The organism is Vibrio sp. 970 (assembly GCF_033339075.1).
In genome coordinates, this window is sequence record NZ_JAWOTW010000007.1 from 139,159 (window position 1) to 154,047 (window position 14,889).

Below are 14,889 nucleotides of genomic sequence, written 5' to 3' on the forward strand. Positions count from 1 at the left end.
ACTACACTAAGAGGAAGGTTTCTTTACTAAGTATGCTCAACATAGCGCCAACTCCCTGCTATTTATCCTAAACTATTGGTGGTCAAATAGATTCGCGAGGTTTTGTATGTGGCAAGCAATATCGCAACAGCTTTCTGATACTTTATTGTTCGATTACCAGATCACGGAAAAAGTAAGGCTGTCTGGTGGGGATATCAGTGAAAGCTACATGATCAATGATGGCGAGCAACGTTATTTTGTGAAAATTAACGATCGCGAGTTTTTGTCTAAATTTGAGGTAGAAGCTGAAAGCCTGCATCTTTTGCGTGAAACATCAACCCTATTTGTACCTGAGGTGGTATTGGTTGGTAAAACCAAAAATGCCTCATTCCTAATTCTTAACTACCTTCCAACGAAACCATTAGAAGATGGTCCCAACAGCTTTAAATTTGGGCAGCAATTAGCTCACCTACACCAGTGGGGCGAGCAAAAAGAGTTTGGTTTTGATACCGACAACTATCTCGGTTCGACTCTACAGCCCAACAAATGGCACAAGAAATGGTGTGTATTCTTTGCTGAGCAACGCATAGGTTGGCAATTACAGCTCCTTAAAGAAAAAGGCGTCACCTTGGTTGATATCGATAACTTTATCGACGTCGTAAAACAGCGGCTAGCAAACCATGCTCCGAAACCTTCTTTGTTGCATGGCGATTTATGGAATGGAAATGCGGCACTCACTGCATTCGGTCCTATCTGTTACGATCCTGCGTGCTATTGGGGGGACAGGGAGTGTGATATTGCGATGACAGAGCTTCTTGGTGGATTTCAGCCAGAATTTTATCAAGGCTACGAATCGGTTATGCCACTTTCTTCAAGCTATGAGGAACGTAAAGATATCTATAACCTTTACCATGTTCTCAACCATTGTAATTTGTTTGGCGGCCATTACTTGGAACAGGCTCAACTGGTTATTAATAAAATCATTTCTTATTAATTTGGAAGCCACTGCATATTTCAAGATGTAAAATCTCGAGGCACATCACTACAGAAAATCACCCTAAGCTCAAGGTTGAGTTTGGGGTCAAGTTTTGTACTTATTTCGACTCAATTAGCAACAACTCTGCCTAATATCAAAGGAGACTTAACTTTGGATTGTGCCTATTTTCCTTGTAGGCAAAGTAAGTAAAGGGCTGTACTTCATTGATGAATAGTGTGTTTAAAAGCCCTGCGAGATTAGGAGTTGTTGTATGAAAAATTATACCGAAAGGTATGTAAAGTGCCCGCATTGCGGACACTCTATCGGCATTACATTAGATGCAAGTAATGGTGACCAAGAGTTTTATGATGATTGCCCAGCTTGTTGCCACGCTATCCACCTAAATATGCGAGTGGATGAGTTACAAGATAAGGTCGAACTATTTATCGATGACAATTACGAATAACAGCTCGAGCATGTGAACATCAGAAATATAAAAACGCTTAAATGAAAAAGGAGCACTAGGCTCCTTTTTCTCATTCTAAAGCTGTTTTGCTGCAAGAACGCGCTCAACAGTATCAACAATTGCTTGAGTCTGAGGATCAAACTCAATATTAACACGCTCCCCTACTTGTCTCACTCCGAAAAGCGTTCGCTGCAAGGTTTCTGGAATTAGGTGTACCGAAAAACGACACGCTTCAACTTCACCAATAGTTAGCGAGCAGCCATCTAAACCAATGTAACCTTTCGCTAATACATATTTCATTGATTCTTGCGGCAGTTGGAACCAAATCGTGCGGTTATTGGGCGTATCGATGATATCGACAATATCTGCCGTTAAACTAATATGACCAGACATACCATGCCCGCCTATTTCGTCACCAAACTTAGCCGCGCGCTCAATGTTTACGCTATCCCCTTCCACCAGCCGACCTAAATTAGTAAGAGCCAATGTCGCTTGCATTAAATCAAAACTGATAAGGTTGCCTTCGATCTTAGTCACAGTTAGACAACATCCGTTGTGTGCAACGGATGCACCAATTTCTAACCCTTTACAAAGTTCATCGCTTAACTCGACAACGTGCGTTTGAAAGCGTTCTTTTTTATCAATTTTAACGACCTTCGCCGTACCCTGAACTATTCCTGTAAACATTTCTTTTTACCTATTGATTTAATACCAACTGTAGTCGAAGACTAAGCCCTAAACACTGCGCTACAGGTCGGAAATAAAGACCGCAGACGATAAAGCCATGGCTTAATGAACACTGGTTTGTTCTCATGCATACTTCAACATTACCATGATTCGCTGCTGTTCTCAGTAAAAGCGTATCCTTAGCTTGGAGAGCGTCCAGTCAGTGTTATCGACTATTCACTACCTAGCTATGGAATATAAACATACAATTGTTTATCATTTGCGCGGAGTTTCTCCGAGGCATTTTTTCACCTTATCGTGACTAAAATCAACCATCAGATCCGTTCACCACATCTTTTGCCCTCGAGTACTCTCATTCTTTCAACTTATTGTTCCGCTCTGGAGTATTTTTCGTGCATCGCTATAAAGAAGAAGCATCAAGTCTTATCAAATTGGCGACCCCGGTATTGATCGCATCTGTCGCTCAAACTGGTATGGGGTTTGTTGATACCGTAATGGCTGGCGGCGTTAGCGCCACCGACATGGCTGCGGTTTCTGTCGCTTCAAGTATTTGGCTACCATCCATTTTGTTTGGGGTGGGTTTATTAATGGCATTGGTCCCTGTTGTCGCACAGTTAAATGGCTCTGGTCGTAGAGTGAAAATCCCGTTTGAAATTCAGCAAGGCGTCGTTTTGGCATTGCTGATCAGTGTGCCGATAATTGCAGTCCTGCTTCAAACCCAGTTTATTCTCGGGCTGATGGATGTTGAAGCACTGATGGCTGAAAAAACGGTGGGATACATTCATGCCGTTATACTAGCAGTACCCGCTTTTTTACTTTTCCAAACGCTTAGAAGCTTTACGGATGGTATGTCATTGACGAAACCGGCAATGGTTATTGGCTTTATCGGTTTGCTGCTCAACATTCCTCTAAACTGGATTTTCGTGTACGGCAAGTTTGGTGCACCTGAATTAGGCGGTGTTGGATGTGGTGTAGCAACCACGATTGTTTACTGGGTCATGTTTGCCATGCTATTGCTGTATGTGATGACATCAGAGCGGTTGAAAAGCATCAACCTATTTGGAGAATGGCATCGCCCACAATGGAAAGCGCAAGTTCGTCTATTCAAGCTCGGCTTTCCTGTTGCAGCAGCGCTGTTTTTTGAAGTGACACTGTTTGCTGTTGTTGCACTGCTCGTTTCACCACTAGGTCCTATCATTGTGGCAGCGCATCAAGTCGCGATTAACTTCTCCTCGTTGGTATTTATGCTACCAATGAGTATTGGTGCAGCAGTAAGCATTCGTGTCGGCCATCGACTTGGTGAAGAAAACGTAGATGGCGCGCGCGTAGCGTCACGAGTCGGCATTATGGTTGGTCTAGCATTGTCCGTTCTCACAGCGATTTTAACCGTATTGTCTCGTGAGTGGATCGCCGAGCTTTACACTAGCAACCCAGAGGTAATCACTCTAGCGATGCACCTGCTCGTATTTGCCGCTGTTTATCAATGTACGGATGCGGTTCAAGTGATCGCAGCTGGTGCATTACGCGGCTATAAAGACATGCGAGCTATCTTCAACCGTACTTTTATTGCTTATTGGATTCTTGGGCTGCCAATTGGTTACGTCCTTGGCCGTACAGACTGGATTGTCGAGCCAATGGGAGCACAAGGCTTCTGGCTTGGTTTTATCATCGGCCTATCTTCTGCGGCCTTTATGTTAGGCGTCAGAATGCGTTGGATGCATCGCCAAGAGCCAGAAGTGCAATTGAACTTTTCAGTTCAATAAAAAGTAAAAAAAGCCAGCTTCCGCTGGCTTTTTTGATCGAATAATCACACGGTTGAGTATACTTATAACAAGATTATGAAGCGGTTGATTTTGCTCTCTAGACAACGGATACGAAGTTATAAAAAAGGATATTTGTGCGGTCTATTTTATTGTTCTTAATCTTGATTCTTAATGGTTGTGATAACTGGTTCAATCCAGAGAACGCCATGTTTGATAAGTATCATCAACGTGTAGCCAATGTATTGGAAGCTCCTGCTATTCCAATAACATTACAGTCTACGGTAACGATTCCTGCGAAACGCGTTTTGTTCGAGCCATTGCCAAGGCTATCTATTGGCCTGCTAGAGAGCTATCAATTACGACAGTGCGGACTCTTTAATTTACTTGCCGAGAAAAACTCACAACTTGGAAAGGTGCAGGATGCCTTTCATGATTTTGATTATCAAACTGCCCTTTTAAGAGTCATGAATCGATGTTTATCCGAATTTCCACTTAGCGATGAAGAACGCGCGACATTGACAGAGCTTTACGCAACCAAGTGGCAACATTTAGACATTCATCTCGACAACTTACTACTCGTAAGTGATGCCATGCAAAAGCAACTAACTGCCTCTGATTGGCTATCTCAAGACACGACGAATGATATTGCACGCATTAACGATGTCTATCGTATTTTCAGCGAAATGTATGATTTACCCCACCGCGCGGTCTCACGTCTACCCGATGTGGAAGTTACGCAATATCAAGAAGAGTTAGAGAAATCTCGTTTACTCGGACGACTTTACTATTCAATGGTAAATACATCCCTTTGGTTAAAAGCGACAACTCAGCTACTTGAGCAGAACCAGAGCAATGTATTGTGCGGGCCGAACAGAGACACCACTCAGTTCCGCTACTTAAGAAATGTCTTTCAATCCATTTACGTTGAAGAAGTGCAACCTTATTTGGCTTATTTAGACAGTACCTATCAACAACTTAATGATGGTGCCACTTTGGTGGAGAACCGTATGCAACTCCATGGTCACCAGTATGGCATCATTGAGGCACATAGGACATTTAGGCAAGAAACCCTAAACCACGTTCAGTTTTGGCAGGGTCTCTTCAAACGATGTGGCGTAACCGTTGGCAACTAGTAAGTGCAGAGCGTTCTATTCCTTCAACCTTTCACGCAAGAATCGAGCAAAACGTGGTTTACCAGTATGTGTAAAACCGTTATATCTAAATGTAATGGTTGAACCAATTTTCGGAGGCTGGCGACGCACTTCATCGGTAAATCCGCTACCGATGTAAAACTCAATGCCATTTGGTAAGCGAACTAACATTGCTCCCATCATACCTAATAAGCGCCCTGTTCCTGGCTTATAACCCACAACTAACGCTTCATCATCTGCGTATCGTTTTAGTTTAAGCAAATCACTACCGCGTCCAGCCTGATAGCGGCTTGATACCTTCCGCAACATCACCCCTTCACCGTCGGATATTGAAATTTTATCCAACTGTGTAAACAGATGAGCTTCATTTTGAATCGCTCGGTGCTCGACATATTTGATATGAGGCTGGTCGACTTCAAGCACTAAGTCTTTGATGTTGTAATAACGCTTCCGATAATCACCAGCGGAATATGGCATATCAAAGATCATAAAGTCGATATGTCGCCAAGCAGACTCTACAGGAGTTTTATCTAATACCGTTTGCTGAACAAGATGGAAGTTACCTCTCCCAGCCCAAAGTTCACCGTCCAACGGATAATCAGGTAAAGGTCCTGTAAACCAATCTGGGGCGTGGATTCGATTACCATTTCTCGTCACGAGATGTTGCCCAGTCCAATAAGCGCGAACACCATCAAGTTTTTCGCTATACCAATATTCAGACACATCAATGCCATCCTGATAGCTTTGTGCAAGAGAAACTGGTGGTGCGAGAGACGTATCCGCTTGAAGCTGTGAAGACGCTGCCATAACAGCCAGCGCAATTAATGTCATTTTTAATGGCATAAGAAGACCTTGTACAAAAAATCGTCTTTATTGAAACGTAAGTCCTCTCGATGACCTATTTATTACTAGTTGTTCTTCGACTCATAACAATCAACATTAGTAATAATTTGCAAAGATAATCATAAACTTTAGACAGGTTTTGCATTTAGTCGTTACACGTTATTCACTTAAGGCGGATGGTTCGTCAATCGAGTTGGAATCTAATCATGACGAGATCCCCCGCTCTAATGACTTCTTTAGGTTCAACACCTCTTATAAGCAAACCATTTCTCTGTGCATTTTTGATTCTCAATTTGAGAATCAGTCCTTTCTCAAATTGAACAATATCATCAACAGCGCTTAAACTTTTGATTTTTAAATAGTTTAAAATTGGCACGTTACCTGCTCTATATCCAATTAGAAAAACAAACGGAGACAGAGTCATGGAATTACGCAAACTAGAAATCAATCAAGACAAGTTAGCCATTGAGTTTTTTGGTGACTTAGACGCAAGCGGCTGTCGACAAGCACAACATCACATTGATGAAGTAATTCACAACAATCATCACAAAGAAGTCGAAATTAACCTACAGCACGTCCAATTTCTTGATTCTTCAGGGATTGGTGCCATTGTTTACTTATATAAGCGTCTAGTTGAACGTGAAAGAAGCATGAGTATTGAAAACGTATCAGGCCAACCTTTAGAAATCATGAGCTTGCTTCGTATCAACCATGCCATTCCCGTTAACTCAAAAGGACACTAAAAATACCGGTTTAAACGGAGGTTGGCATGGTAAATCTTTTACGACGATATGCAGTAAGCGGTCTTGTTGTCGGCATGTTTGGTTGTTCGTCGTTTGACTACCCAGAACACGGGAAAGGTGGCTTGGCGGAAAGCTATCAAGATATCTCGATCGAGAATTATCAGTTTTCCCCAGTAATGCCTGACGAGCCTTTAGGTCCAGAACATGGGTTAAGGTTTGATTGGCAATTGACCAAGTTACATCTAGACGCACTAATCCAAGAGGGCGCGCGCTGGTGTTTTCCTGCGGCAGTTGTTCAGGCCCTTGAAAAACAAAATAGAATTGCGCGCGAGTTAGAAGGTGGGCTTTTACTCGACGCTGCCAACGACCTTGTGATTCAGCGTCGACGCTTAAACCAGCTCGAACAACAACTCGACTACGTACTGAGCCAAACAACTTGCACACCGCCCGATGATATTGAAGCACTACGTAGCGACCTAAACATAGTCTCGGATATCTATGCACTACTTAATATCGACAACCAGTTTGCTGTCGATTCAGCAGAAATCAACCCGAAGTACATGGGACATTTGGCAGAAGCAGCCTACATTTTACGTGACCACCCCAACCTATCTCTTGTAGTAACGGGGCATGCGGATGCAACTGGAACACCCGATTACAACCAGAAACTTGCTCAAGCGCGTGCGGAACAAGTAAAGCGTTACCTAACCGTATTTGGTATCACTTCAGAGAGAGTCACTACCAAATCTGTCGGAGATAACCTGCCACTCTATGAAGGTGAAACATCCGCCGTGCGTTTAACTAATCGTCGAGTAAGCATCGAGGTTATTAGCCCTAATTCAGATAGCGATACCTCAATAAACCGCAACTCAACGGCAGGAGGCGCGCTATGAACACGATGAAACCATTTATCCTCTTAATGTTGTTGTGTCTGGTTGCGTGGGTACCTTCTTCCATAGCGGATGAGAGCAATACTGTTAAGGTCGGTGATTTAATACAGATTAACTTACCCGGAGAGGCGTCGTTAAACCAAGGGTTTCAGGTCGATCGTCGTGGACGAATTAATTTACCAGAAGTCGGCCCTGTATTAGTGGCCGGCTACAATGAACAACAACTCCAAGACGTGATTATCGACAGGCTAAAGACCGTTTATCGTGACGTTAACAACGCTCGAGTTTTTATTAAACAGCAACAGTTGTTAGTGTCCGTTCAAGGCTACGTGGTCAAACCCGGTGAATATACCTTACCTTCTGGGTCCAACATTCAAATGTTTGTGTACGAAGCTGGCGGCCTGCGCGCAGGGGCTCAGCTTGATAAAATGATCGTGAAACGTGGAAATAAAAACATTGAATTTGACTACAAACGCTTCCTTGATACGGGTGACAATAGCCAGCTGCCAAAACTAGAATCACTGGATGTCTTATTTGTCCCCGCTTCCCCACTCGTAGGGAATATTGAGCAAGAGTTTGATGCAGCAAAACTCGCGAATTCAGGTGACAGCGCAGATTCCGCTCGTGCAATCAAAGTCTTTGGTGAAGTCAACGCACCTGGCTCGTTCTCATACAAGCCAAACACCACGCTAGTTGATGTCGTAATGCGAGCTGGCGGCGTGACACGATATGCCAGTGTTGAGCAAATTCGCGTGATAACAAACAATAACCCAACCATGTTTAACCTGAAAAAGTACCTTGATACTGGAGACCAAAGCCTACTGCCAGAGATCCTGCCAGGTGCCACCATCTTTGTCCCAAAACAGGAAGAAGAAATCAAAGCAGGTGCAAATGTGGTTTACGTGATGGGTGAAGTCGCCCATCCTGGGGCATACGAAGGCAAGCAAGGCGCTAGCTTCATGGATATCCTCGCCAACGCTGGCGGGCCCACTCGCTACGCAGAATCTCGCCAAATTCGCGTTATAAAAGCCGATGGCAAAGTCATCAAATTCGATCTTACCGCGCATACAGAAGGACTATCTTCAGCCAGACCACCAAATGTTGGACCAGGAGACGCGATTTTCGTACCGGAGAAAACCGATTTCAATGAGAAGTCTTGGTTAAAAGTAGCACCTAGTCGAGCGGTCGCAGTGATGGGAGAAGTTGTTCGCCCTGGACGCATCGAGTGGTCAGACGAAATGGATTTGATTGATCTGCTTGCACACGTTGGAGGCCCAACTCGACGAGCTGATACCACCAAAATTGAAGTCGCCAATAACGGTCAAATGACACAATTTGACTTAGACCAATACATTCTGGATGGCTCACCAACATCAAGCCTACCTCAAGTTTCCGCTGGTACAGTCGTAAGGGTACATGCATTGCCTGACGACCCATCCGATAATAAATCGCAATGGGTAAGCCAAAGCTCTGACGCATCGATATACGTTTTCGGACAAATCAATGCACCTGGGCGCTATCGTTTCACTGAAGATATGCATTTTCTGGATATTTTGTCTGCCGCCGATGGACCGACAATTGATGCAGATATTCACAACATCCGTGTCACACACCGAGGCCTAGGTTATGCCAAAGTGAGTAAATTGAATTTATCGATGTACTTTGAAACAGGCGATGAGTCAATTCTGCCCCACGTTCGTCCTGGTGATACCATTTACATTCCAGAAAAAAACAAAAACTGGTTAGATCGTTCAAAAGAGTCCACGGTACGCGTATTAGGTGAAGTAAGAGACCCGGGGCGATACGTATTCAATGACAACATGACTGTGCTTGATCTGTTAGCGGAAGCAGGAGGACCAACTGACAATGCCTACCTTGAAAAGATCAGTGTGGTCAATATGTCTTGCTGCCAAGGCCAAGCCCGAACATTTGATTTGGTGAACTTTAGTAAAACAGCCAACATTTATGAGCTGCCAGTCATTCGCGCAGGCGACACGATTTACATTCCCCATAAAGACGAAAGCTTTGTTGAAAAAGCGAGGGCCGGATTAAGAGATATTTTACAAATCACCACAACCATCGTGTTAATAGGAGCGTTGTAATGACTATTCCTGCAACTCACGCTGAGATTGAGCAAATTTATCTTCAGAGTGAACAGAAAGGCCACAAAACGATTTGTGTTGTGGGTTGTAAATCTGAAGATGGTGTCACTTCCGTGGCGTCATCTCTTGCAGAGCGCTTGGTTTTAGCAGGCCACAATACTTTGTATGTAGACCTTAACTTATTCAAACCCGCTTATCACACTGTTCACGAATTTGATGATGACGAGAAGGTTGGCCATTTGATCACACGAGAGAATACACATCAAACTTTAGTCGGCCTCCCAGCTCCATCTCTCGCCAGTACTCAGTTAGCGTACCGAGACCCAACAACGCTGAAACAAAACATTGCACAATGGTTAACGCAGTACGAGCGCGTCGTGATAGATACATCACCACTTCTTAGTGTCAACCGAAGCAATATTGCGCCTCAAGTGATTGCTGGCGTATGTGATGCTACTTTGTTAGTAGCGCATTATGGCTCTACGACTGCAACCCAGCTCGAGCAAGCCAAAAAGCTACTCGATGCTAGCGATGCAAACTTGATTGGTTCTGTACTGAACATGAAGCACACTCCAAGCCTGAAAGATGAGTTAATCCGCCAAGTTTCCAAGCTGCGTTTCTTACCAAAAAAGTGGAAAGAAAAACTGTCTCAGCAAATTAAAAAAAGCGAACTGTTTATGTTATAGGGAGCGCTATTATGACGATAAATAATACATTGACTATCGAGCAAGAATTAGTGGATGAGCATATTCTTCAGCAAATGATCAAAGATACGTGCGCCGAAATCATCCCTACCTTGATTGATCACTATGTCGAAGAGTCACGCGATCGCATGGAGAAAATAGAGCAAGCATTAAGCACAAAAGACCTTCAAACATTAGAGTTCGAGGTTCACACACTGGGCAGTTCTGCTCTCGCTCTAGGCAATCGAACGCTTTCAAGACAAGCAAGAATGATTGAGAAGTACTGTGTCGAAGGAAAAATACCAAAAGCATTGGAGCTTTGTGAAACACTTCCTCAACTCGCCAATGAATCGTTTGATGCGTTAGAAAAGCGAAAAGCTCAAGGGTTTGAGTAGTATCAGTGTCTTACTCCCTAGCGAAGCATCGCGTTTGATAAAGCGCGATGCCGACATCATCTCAGAAATTTAGGCTCCAAATTCAATCACCCTCGCCAAGCCACACACCTTGAAATTATTTGGGCATAACTTAATCAATTAAAAAGTATGGATTTTTCGCAAATTTCCTACCTTGTGCTAATACTTAAATAACGCTTTTCTCAAATTGAGAATTTTCAGCACTAGAGAGCTATAAACCACTCATAATGCCAAATAGTAGTGCTGACAAAAATCATAAAAAATGAAACAAACTACGTTGGGATGGGACTATGAGACCAAGGGTGTTACTGGTAGAGGACTCTACTTCACTAGCCATACTTTATAAGCAGTATGTGAAAGACGAACCTTATGACATTTTTCATGTCGAGACAGGTCGCGAAGCGATTCAATTTATTGAAAGAAGCAAACCTCAGCTCATCATTCTCGATTTGAAACTGCCCGACATGTCTGGCGAAGACGTGTTGGATTGGATCAACCAGAATGACATTCCTACGTCCGTTATTATTGCTACGGCACACGGCAGCGTCGACTTAGCCGTTAATCTAATTCAAAAAGGTGCGGAAGATTTCTTAGAAAAGCCCATAAACGCTGATCGCCTAAAAACATCAGTCGCATTGCACCTCAAACGCGCCAAATTGGAAGATTTGGTGGAAAATATTCAGTCCAAGTTTGATCGCCACAACTATCACGGATTCATCGGTTCAAGCCTCCCGATGCAGGCGGTATACAAGACCATTGATGCTGTTGCGCCAACTTCTGCCAGTGTGTTTATTGTGGGAGAAAGCGGCACAGGTAAAGAAGTTTGTGCTGAAGCCGTCCACCGCCAGAGCGACCGTAAAGACAAGCCTTTTATTGCAATTAACTGTGGGGCTATTCCACGAGATTTGATGGAAAGTGAGATTTTTGGTCACGTTAAAGGGGCCTTTACTGGAGCAACAACAGATCGAAAAGGTGCGGCGACGCTGGCACATGGTGGTACGCTTTTTCTTGATGAGCTGTGTGAAATGGAACTTGAGATGCAAAAGAAGTTGCTCCGTTTTCTACAAACGGGCACTTACACCCCTCTTGGTGGCACTCGAGAAATGAAAGTAGATGTGAGAATCATTTGTGCCACTAACCGAGATCCATTAACAGAGGTAGAAGAAGGTCGTTTTCGTGAAGACTTATACTACCGTGTGCACGTTATACCTATCGATATGCCCCCATTACGTGAACGAGGAAGTGACATTGTCACGCTTGCCAAGTACTTCTTGACCACTTACGCCAAACAGGACAAAAAGAAATTCTCAACAATCGACAGCGAAGCTCAACATATCATCAAGCATTACGAATGGCCGGGTAATGTAAGGCAACTACAAAACATCATACGTAACATTGTGGTGCTTAATAACGACGAAAAAGTCACGGTGAACCACCTACCCGCTCAACTTACTAAAAAGTCTAAAGTGACGAAAACAACGACGCCTGCGCATGTTGCTCAAGAGTCAGCAAACATTGCACCAATCACACCACCACCTGGTTATACTGAGGAACCTTCACCTTCTGCGGTCGAACCGTCGATTACCGCAGCGGAGCAGCCTGGTACACCGTCCTCTGCTGCTACCTCACCGTACTTTAACTCTGATGGAACCATTCGCCCTATGTGGCAAGTAGAGCGTGAAGCAATTCAAAACGCAATTGCGTACTGTGATGGCAACGTCCTCAACGCCGCTGTCATGCTGGAGTTAAGCCCATCGACGGTTTACCGAAAAAAACAAGCGTGGGAAGCGGATGAAATTAATCTCGAACAATCTTGATAAACCTGCCATTGGTGAAATTTGGATCCTGCTTGATAGCCGTCTATTCGGCGGCATTGAAAGTCACGTTATCGAGCTAGCTCGGGGATTAATAGCCTTTGGACACAAAGCTCGAGTTGTGCTAACCACTGAGTATTCACCAGCTGCTCAGATTGTACAGAAGGCAAAAGAAGCCGCGATCCCTGTGAGTTACTTAAACTATTTGTCTGGCGAGCCCAATAAAGCTTTAAAAATTAAACACCTAACAAGCGCCGTCGCCAATCACCAACCCTCAGTGGTTCACTCCCATGGTTATAAAGCGTCGATTTTGTCGCGCTGCGCCAAACTGCTCACCCGTACGTTTCCTCGTTTGATTTCAACTTATCATGCTGGTGAATCGTCCTCAGGGAAGCTATGGCTATACGATTGGCTTGATAGAAGCTCAGGCTGCCTATCTGACCATTGCTTTGCTGTCAGTCCAAGTATTCAGCGCAAAGTTTTTTGTTCTTCAGAACTGCTGAATAACTTTGTTTCGATTCCCAACAGTCAACTCAACTATCAGGAGATCGCTTTTGTCGGCCGATTGAGTCAGGAAAAAGGCGCCGATCAATTTATTGAGGTAGCGAGGCTCTGTCCAACATTACAGTTTAGTGTGTACGGTGATGGCCCAGAAAAAGAATCGCTTAATCAAACTGCCCCTCCAAATGTGACTTTCTTCGGCCATCAAACCGATATGGAAGGTGTTTGGGAAAATATCAGCGTACTTATCATCTCTTCTCGTTATGAGGGTCTTCCAATGGCGGCGCTTGAAGCCATGTCGAGAGGCATTGCCGTGATGAGCTTACGTGTAGGTCGTCTTCCAGATATTATCCAAACGGGTAAAAATGGTTTTATCGTCGAAGACATTCCCTCTCTTGCTAAATGTCTTCATGACTGGATGTCGATTGGTGAAGCGCAACAATCACTCATTCGCCAGAATGCTCGACAAACCATCATTGATGATTTCTCAGCGCAAAGTGTGATTCCCGTATTGCTACAAAAATATCAAATTGAAACGGATCACTAATCCATATTGGTTCTCAATATGAGAATGATGAGTTCCAAACATAAATATCATATAAGATTCAATCACATAAACTAATGGCATATTTTGGCATCTCTATTGCAGCTCAGCAGTTAACGCAGATTAATGATGAGACAGAGGTGACTTATGACTACGCCAAAACGCATTCTATATGTTCATTATGGTGATAATTGGATTCGCGGCAGTGAAGTGGTGCTTCTGGATCTCATTTCAGGAATCGACCGCGATAAGTTTGAGCCATTCGTATGGTCCAACTGCCAACCATTAATCGATAAGTGCCAATCGCTCGGAATTGAAGCGGAACATTCAACCTTCAATTTGGTGGGTGGTTGGAGCGCTCCGCGCTGGGATATTAGCGGGTGGAATAGCCTTATCAAACAAGGCTCAGCATTGATCGAAAAGCACAACATCGACTTGGTACACGTCAATAGCGGCGGCCCTTGTCAATGGATGTGTTTGGCTGCTCGCATGCATCATATACCACTTGTCACGCAACTTCATTGCCATTATACATTGCGCGATCGCTTCTCTCTCGGACTTCACCTCTCTCCAAAATTGATTTGCGTTAGCAAAGATGTTGGACGCGAAATTCTTCAGGACGGCTACCCGCAAAACCAACTTCATGTCGTACACAACGGCGTGTCACTTCAAGGCGTGGATACACCCATCGACATTAAAGATCGCCTCGGAATCCCATCACAGGCCTTTACCTTTCTGTCGGTGGGTTCGCTGATTAAGCGCAAAGGGTTTGACCGCCTTATTCGGGCAATGCGCATGCACAACTACCACCACCACAACCCTCACCTTGTTATTGTTGGTGACGGCGAAGAAAGAGAAGCATTGCAACAGCTTGCCGCAGATCTTGGTATCCAAGAACGAGTGCACTTTGTCGGAGAGCAACACAATGCTGGAGCGTGGATGTGTGGTAATGCAGACGCTTTTATTAGCGGCGCCTATGAAGAGGCCTTTGGTCTCGTGCTCGGGGAAGCGGCTTTAGCTCAACTGCCCATCGTGGCTCCTAAAACGGGAGGCATTCCTGAGTTGTTCGAGCATAATCACTCTGCATTGCTGTACCAGAACAGTGGAATGGCGAGCCTGTTAAACGCGATTCAACAAGTCATGCAAGACGCGGCATTAAGAAACAAGCTGGCGGAAAACGCTTACCTACATGCTAGCCAGCACTTAACGACGACTGCATCTATCAACGCTATTGAACGTATTTACGAAGGTGAACTTAATAATAACGCCATTACACCAATGCCAATGACTCACTGCATGAAGCCTCTTTCACGCTGGTTGAGCATCAATTGAGG

General features: G+C 44.2%; 14 protein-coding genes. 12 read left to right on the forward strand and 2 right to left on the reverse strand.

From position 1 onward, the window contains the following. The first annotated feature begins 106 nt into the window (after positions 1–106). Positions 107–973, forward strand: coding sequence for a fructosamine kinase family protein (locus tag R7Q11_RS12765; protein ID WP_225466491.1), 867 nt, complete (start codon positions 107–109; stop codon positions 971–973). A gap of 253 nt (positions 974–1,226) precedes the next feature. Further along, the gene (locus tag R7Q11_RS12770) at positions 1,227–1,421 is read left to right on the forward strand and encodes a CPXCG motif-containing cysteine-rich protein (RefSeq protein ID WP_017634925.1); all 195 of its coding nucleotides are present in this window, start codon (positions 1,227–1,229) and stop codon (positions 1,419–1,421) included. A gap of 75 nt (positions 1,422–1,496) precedes the next feature. Here R7Q11_RS12770 and R7Q11_RS12775 read toward each other — a convergent pair whose 3' ends face one another. Further along, a complete protein-coding gene (locus tag R7Q11_RS12775) occupies positions 1,497–2,108 on the reverse strand; it encodes a riboflavin synthase (RefSeq protein WP_054579486.1) in 612 nt (203 codons plus the stop codon). A 392-nt stretch (positions 2,109–2,500) separates the two neighbouring features. Between R7Q11_RS12775 and R7Q11_RS12780 the strand changes: the two genes are divergently transcribed. Next, positions 2,501–3,871, forward strand: a complete 1,371-nt coding sequence (locus R7Q11_RS12780; protein WP_005377626.1) for an MATE family efflux transporter — start codon at positions 2,501–2,503, stop codon at positions 3,869–3,871. Positions 3,872–4,005: 134 nt separating this feature from the next. Further along, complete coding sequence (locus R7Q11_RS12785; RefSeq protein WP_053303081.1) at positions 4,006–5,004, forward strand: DUF3080 domain-containing protein; 999 nt, start codon at positions 4,006–4,008, stop codon at positions 5,002–5,004. A 15-nt stretch (positions 5,005–5,019) separates the two neighbouring features. Here the strand turns inward: R7Q11_RS12785 and R7Q11_RS12790 are convergent, their stop codons facing one another. Then, positions 5,020–5,865: a DNA ligase gene (locus tag R7Q11_RS12790; RefSeq protein WP_054579485.1), complete on the reverse strand. Its 846-nt coding sequence runs from the start codon at positions 5,863–5,865 to the stop codon at positions 5,020–5,022. 422 nt (positions 5,866–6,287) lie between these two features. Here R7Q11_RS12790 and R7Q11_RS12795 point away from each other — a divergent pair, with 422 nt between their 5' ends. From R7Q11_RS12795 to R7Q11_RS12830, 8 genes are all read left to right on the forward strand, one after another. Next, positions 6,288–6,608 carry an STAS domain-containing protein gene (locus tag R7Q11_RS12795; protein WP_017634929.1) on the forward strand — a complete coding sequence of 107 codons (321 nt, stop codon included), beginning with the start codon at positions 6,288–6,290 and terminating at the stop codon, positions 6,606–6,608. Between the two features lie 26 nt (positions 6,609–6,634). Continuing rightward, entirely contained in the window at positions 6,635–7,501 is an 867-nt protein-coding gene (locus R7Q11_RS12800) for an OmpA family protein (protein ID WP_017820663.1), read from the forward strand. Beyond that, the gene (locus tag R7Q11_RS12805; RefSeq protein WP_213907952.1) at positions 7,498–9,600 is read left to right on the forward strand and encodes an SLBB domain-containing protein; all 2,103 of its coding nucleotides are present in this window, start codon (positions 7,498–7,500) and stop codon (positions 9,598–9,600) included. Before R7Q11_RS12800 ends, R7Q11_RS12805 begins: the two co-directional genes overlap by 4 nt. Continuing rightward, positions 9,600–10,286 (forward strand): AAA family ATPase, encoded by a 687-nt coding sequence (locus R7Q11_RS12810; protein WP_005377635.1) that lies wholly within the window; start codon positions 9,600–9,602, stop codon positions 10,284–10,286. The genes R7Q11_RS12805 and R7Q11_RS12810 overlap by 1 nt, the downstream gene beginning before the upstream one ends. Before the next feature lie 11 nt (positions 10,287–10,297). Next, positions 10,298–10,678 carry an Hpt domain-containing protein gene (locus tag R7Q11_RS12815; RefSeq protein WP_005377636.1) on the forward strand — a complete coding sequence of 127 codons (381 nt, stop codon included), beginning with the start codon at positions 10,298–10,300 and terminating at the stop codon, positions 10,676–10,678. Positions 10,679–10,986: 308 nt separating this feature from the next. Then, positions 10,987–12,513 carry a sigma-54-dependent transcriptional regulator gene (locus R7Q11_RS12820; RefSeq protein ID WP_025766673.1) on the forward strand — a complete coding sequence of 509 codons (1,527 nt, stop codon included), beginning with the start codon at positions 10,987–10,989 and terminating at the stop codon, positions 12,511–12,513. Next, on the forward strand, positions 12,488–13,558 hold the full coding sequence (locus R7Q11_RS12825; RefSeq protein ID WP_025766675.1) for a glycosyltransferase family 4 protein: 1,071 nt from the start codon (positions 12,488–12,490) through the stop codon (positions 13,556–13,558). The genes R7Q11_RS12820 and R7Q11_RS12825 overlap by 26 nt, the downstream gene beginning before the upstream one ends. A 144-nt stretch (positions 13,559–13,702) precedes the next feature. Next, positions 13,703–14,887, forward strand: a complete 1,185-nt coding sequence (locus tag R7Q11_RS12830; protein WP_225466492.1) for a glycosyltransferase — start codon at positions 13,703–13,705, stop codon at positions 14,885–14,887. Positions 14,888–14,889: the final 2 nt, after the last annotated feature.

Excerpts from the sequence above, each read along its gene's own strand:
- R7Q11_RS12820 (WP_025766673.1), top strand. The coding sequence starts at position 10,987 with ATGAGACCAAGGGTGTTACTGGTAGAGGACTCTACTTCACTAGCCATA.
- R7Q11_RS12810 (WP_005377635.1), top strand. The coding sequence starts at position 9,600 with ATGACTATTCCTGCAACTCACGCTGAGATTGAGCAAATTTATCTTCAG.
- R7Q11_RS12800 (WP_017820663.1), top strand. The coding sequence starts at position 6,635 with ATGGTAAATCTTTTACGACGATATGCAGTAAGCGGTCTTGTTGTCGGC.
- R7Q11_RS12805 (WP_213907952.1), top strand. The coding sequence starts at position 7,498 with ATGAACACGATGAAACCATTTATCCTCTTAATGTTGTTGTGTCTGGTT.
- R7Q11_RS12775 (WP_054579486.1), bottom strand. The coding sequence starts at position 2,108 with ATGTTTACAGGAATAGTTCAGGGTACGGCGAAGGTCGTTAAAATTGAT.
- R7Q11_RS12790 (WP_054579485.1), bottom strand. The coding sequence starts at position 5,865 with ATGCCATTAAAAATGACATTAATTGCGCTGGCTGTTATGGCAGCGTCT.
- R7Q11_RS12830 (WP_225466492.1), top strand. The coding sequence starts at position 13,703 with ATGACTACGCCAAAACGCATTCTATATGTTCATTATGGTGATAATTGG.
- R7Q11_RS12825 (WP_025766675.1), top strand. The coding sequence starts at position 12,488 with ATGAAATTAATCTCGAACAATCTTGATAAACCTGCCATTGGTGAAATT.
- R7Q11_RS12795 (WP_017634929.1), top strand. The coding sequence starts at position 6,288 with ATGGAATTACGCAAACTAGAAATCAATCAAGACAAGTTAGCCATTGAG.
- R7Q11_RS12815 (WP_005377636.1), top strand. The coding sequence starts at position 10,298 with ATGACGATAAATAATACATTGACTATCGAGCAAGAATTAGTGGATGAG.
- R7Q11_RS12770 (WP_017634925.1), top strand. The coding sequence starts at position 1,227 with ATGAAAAATTATACCGAAAGGTATGTAAAGTGCCCGCATTGCGGACAC.
- R7Q11_RS12765 (WP_225466491.1), top strand. The coding sequence starts at position 107 with ATGTGGCAAGCAATATCGCAACAGCTTTCTGATACTTTATTGTTCGAT.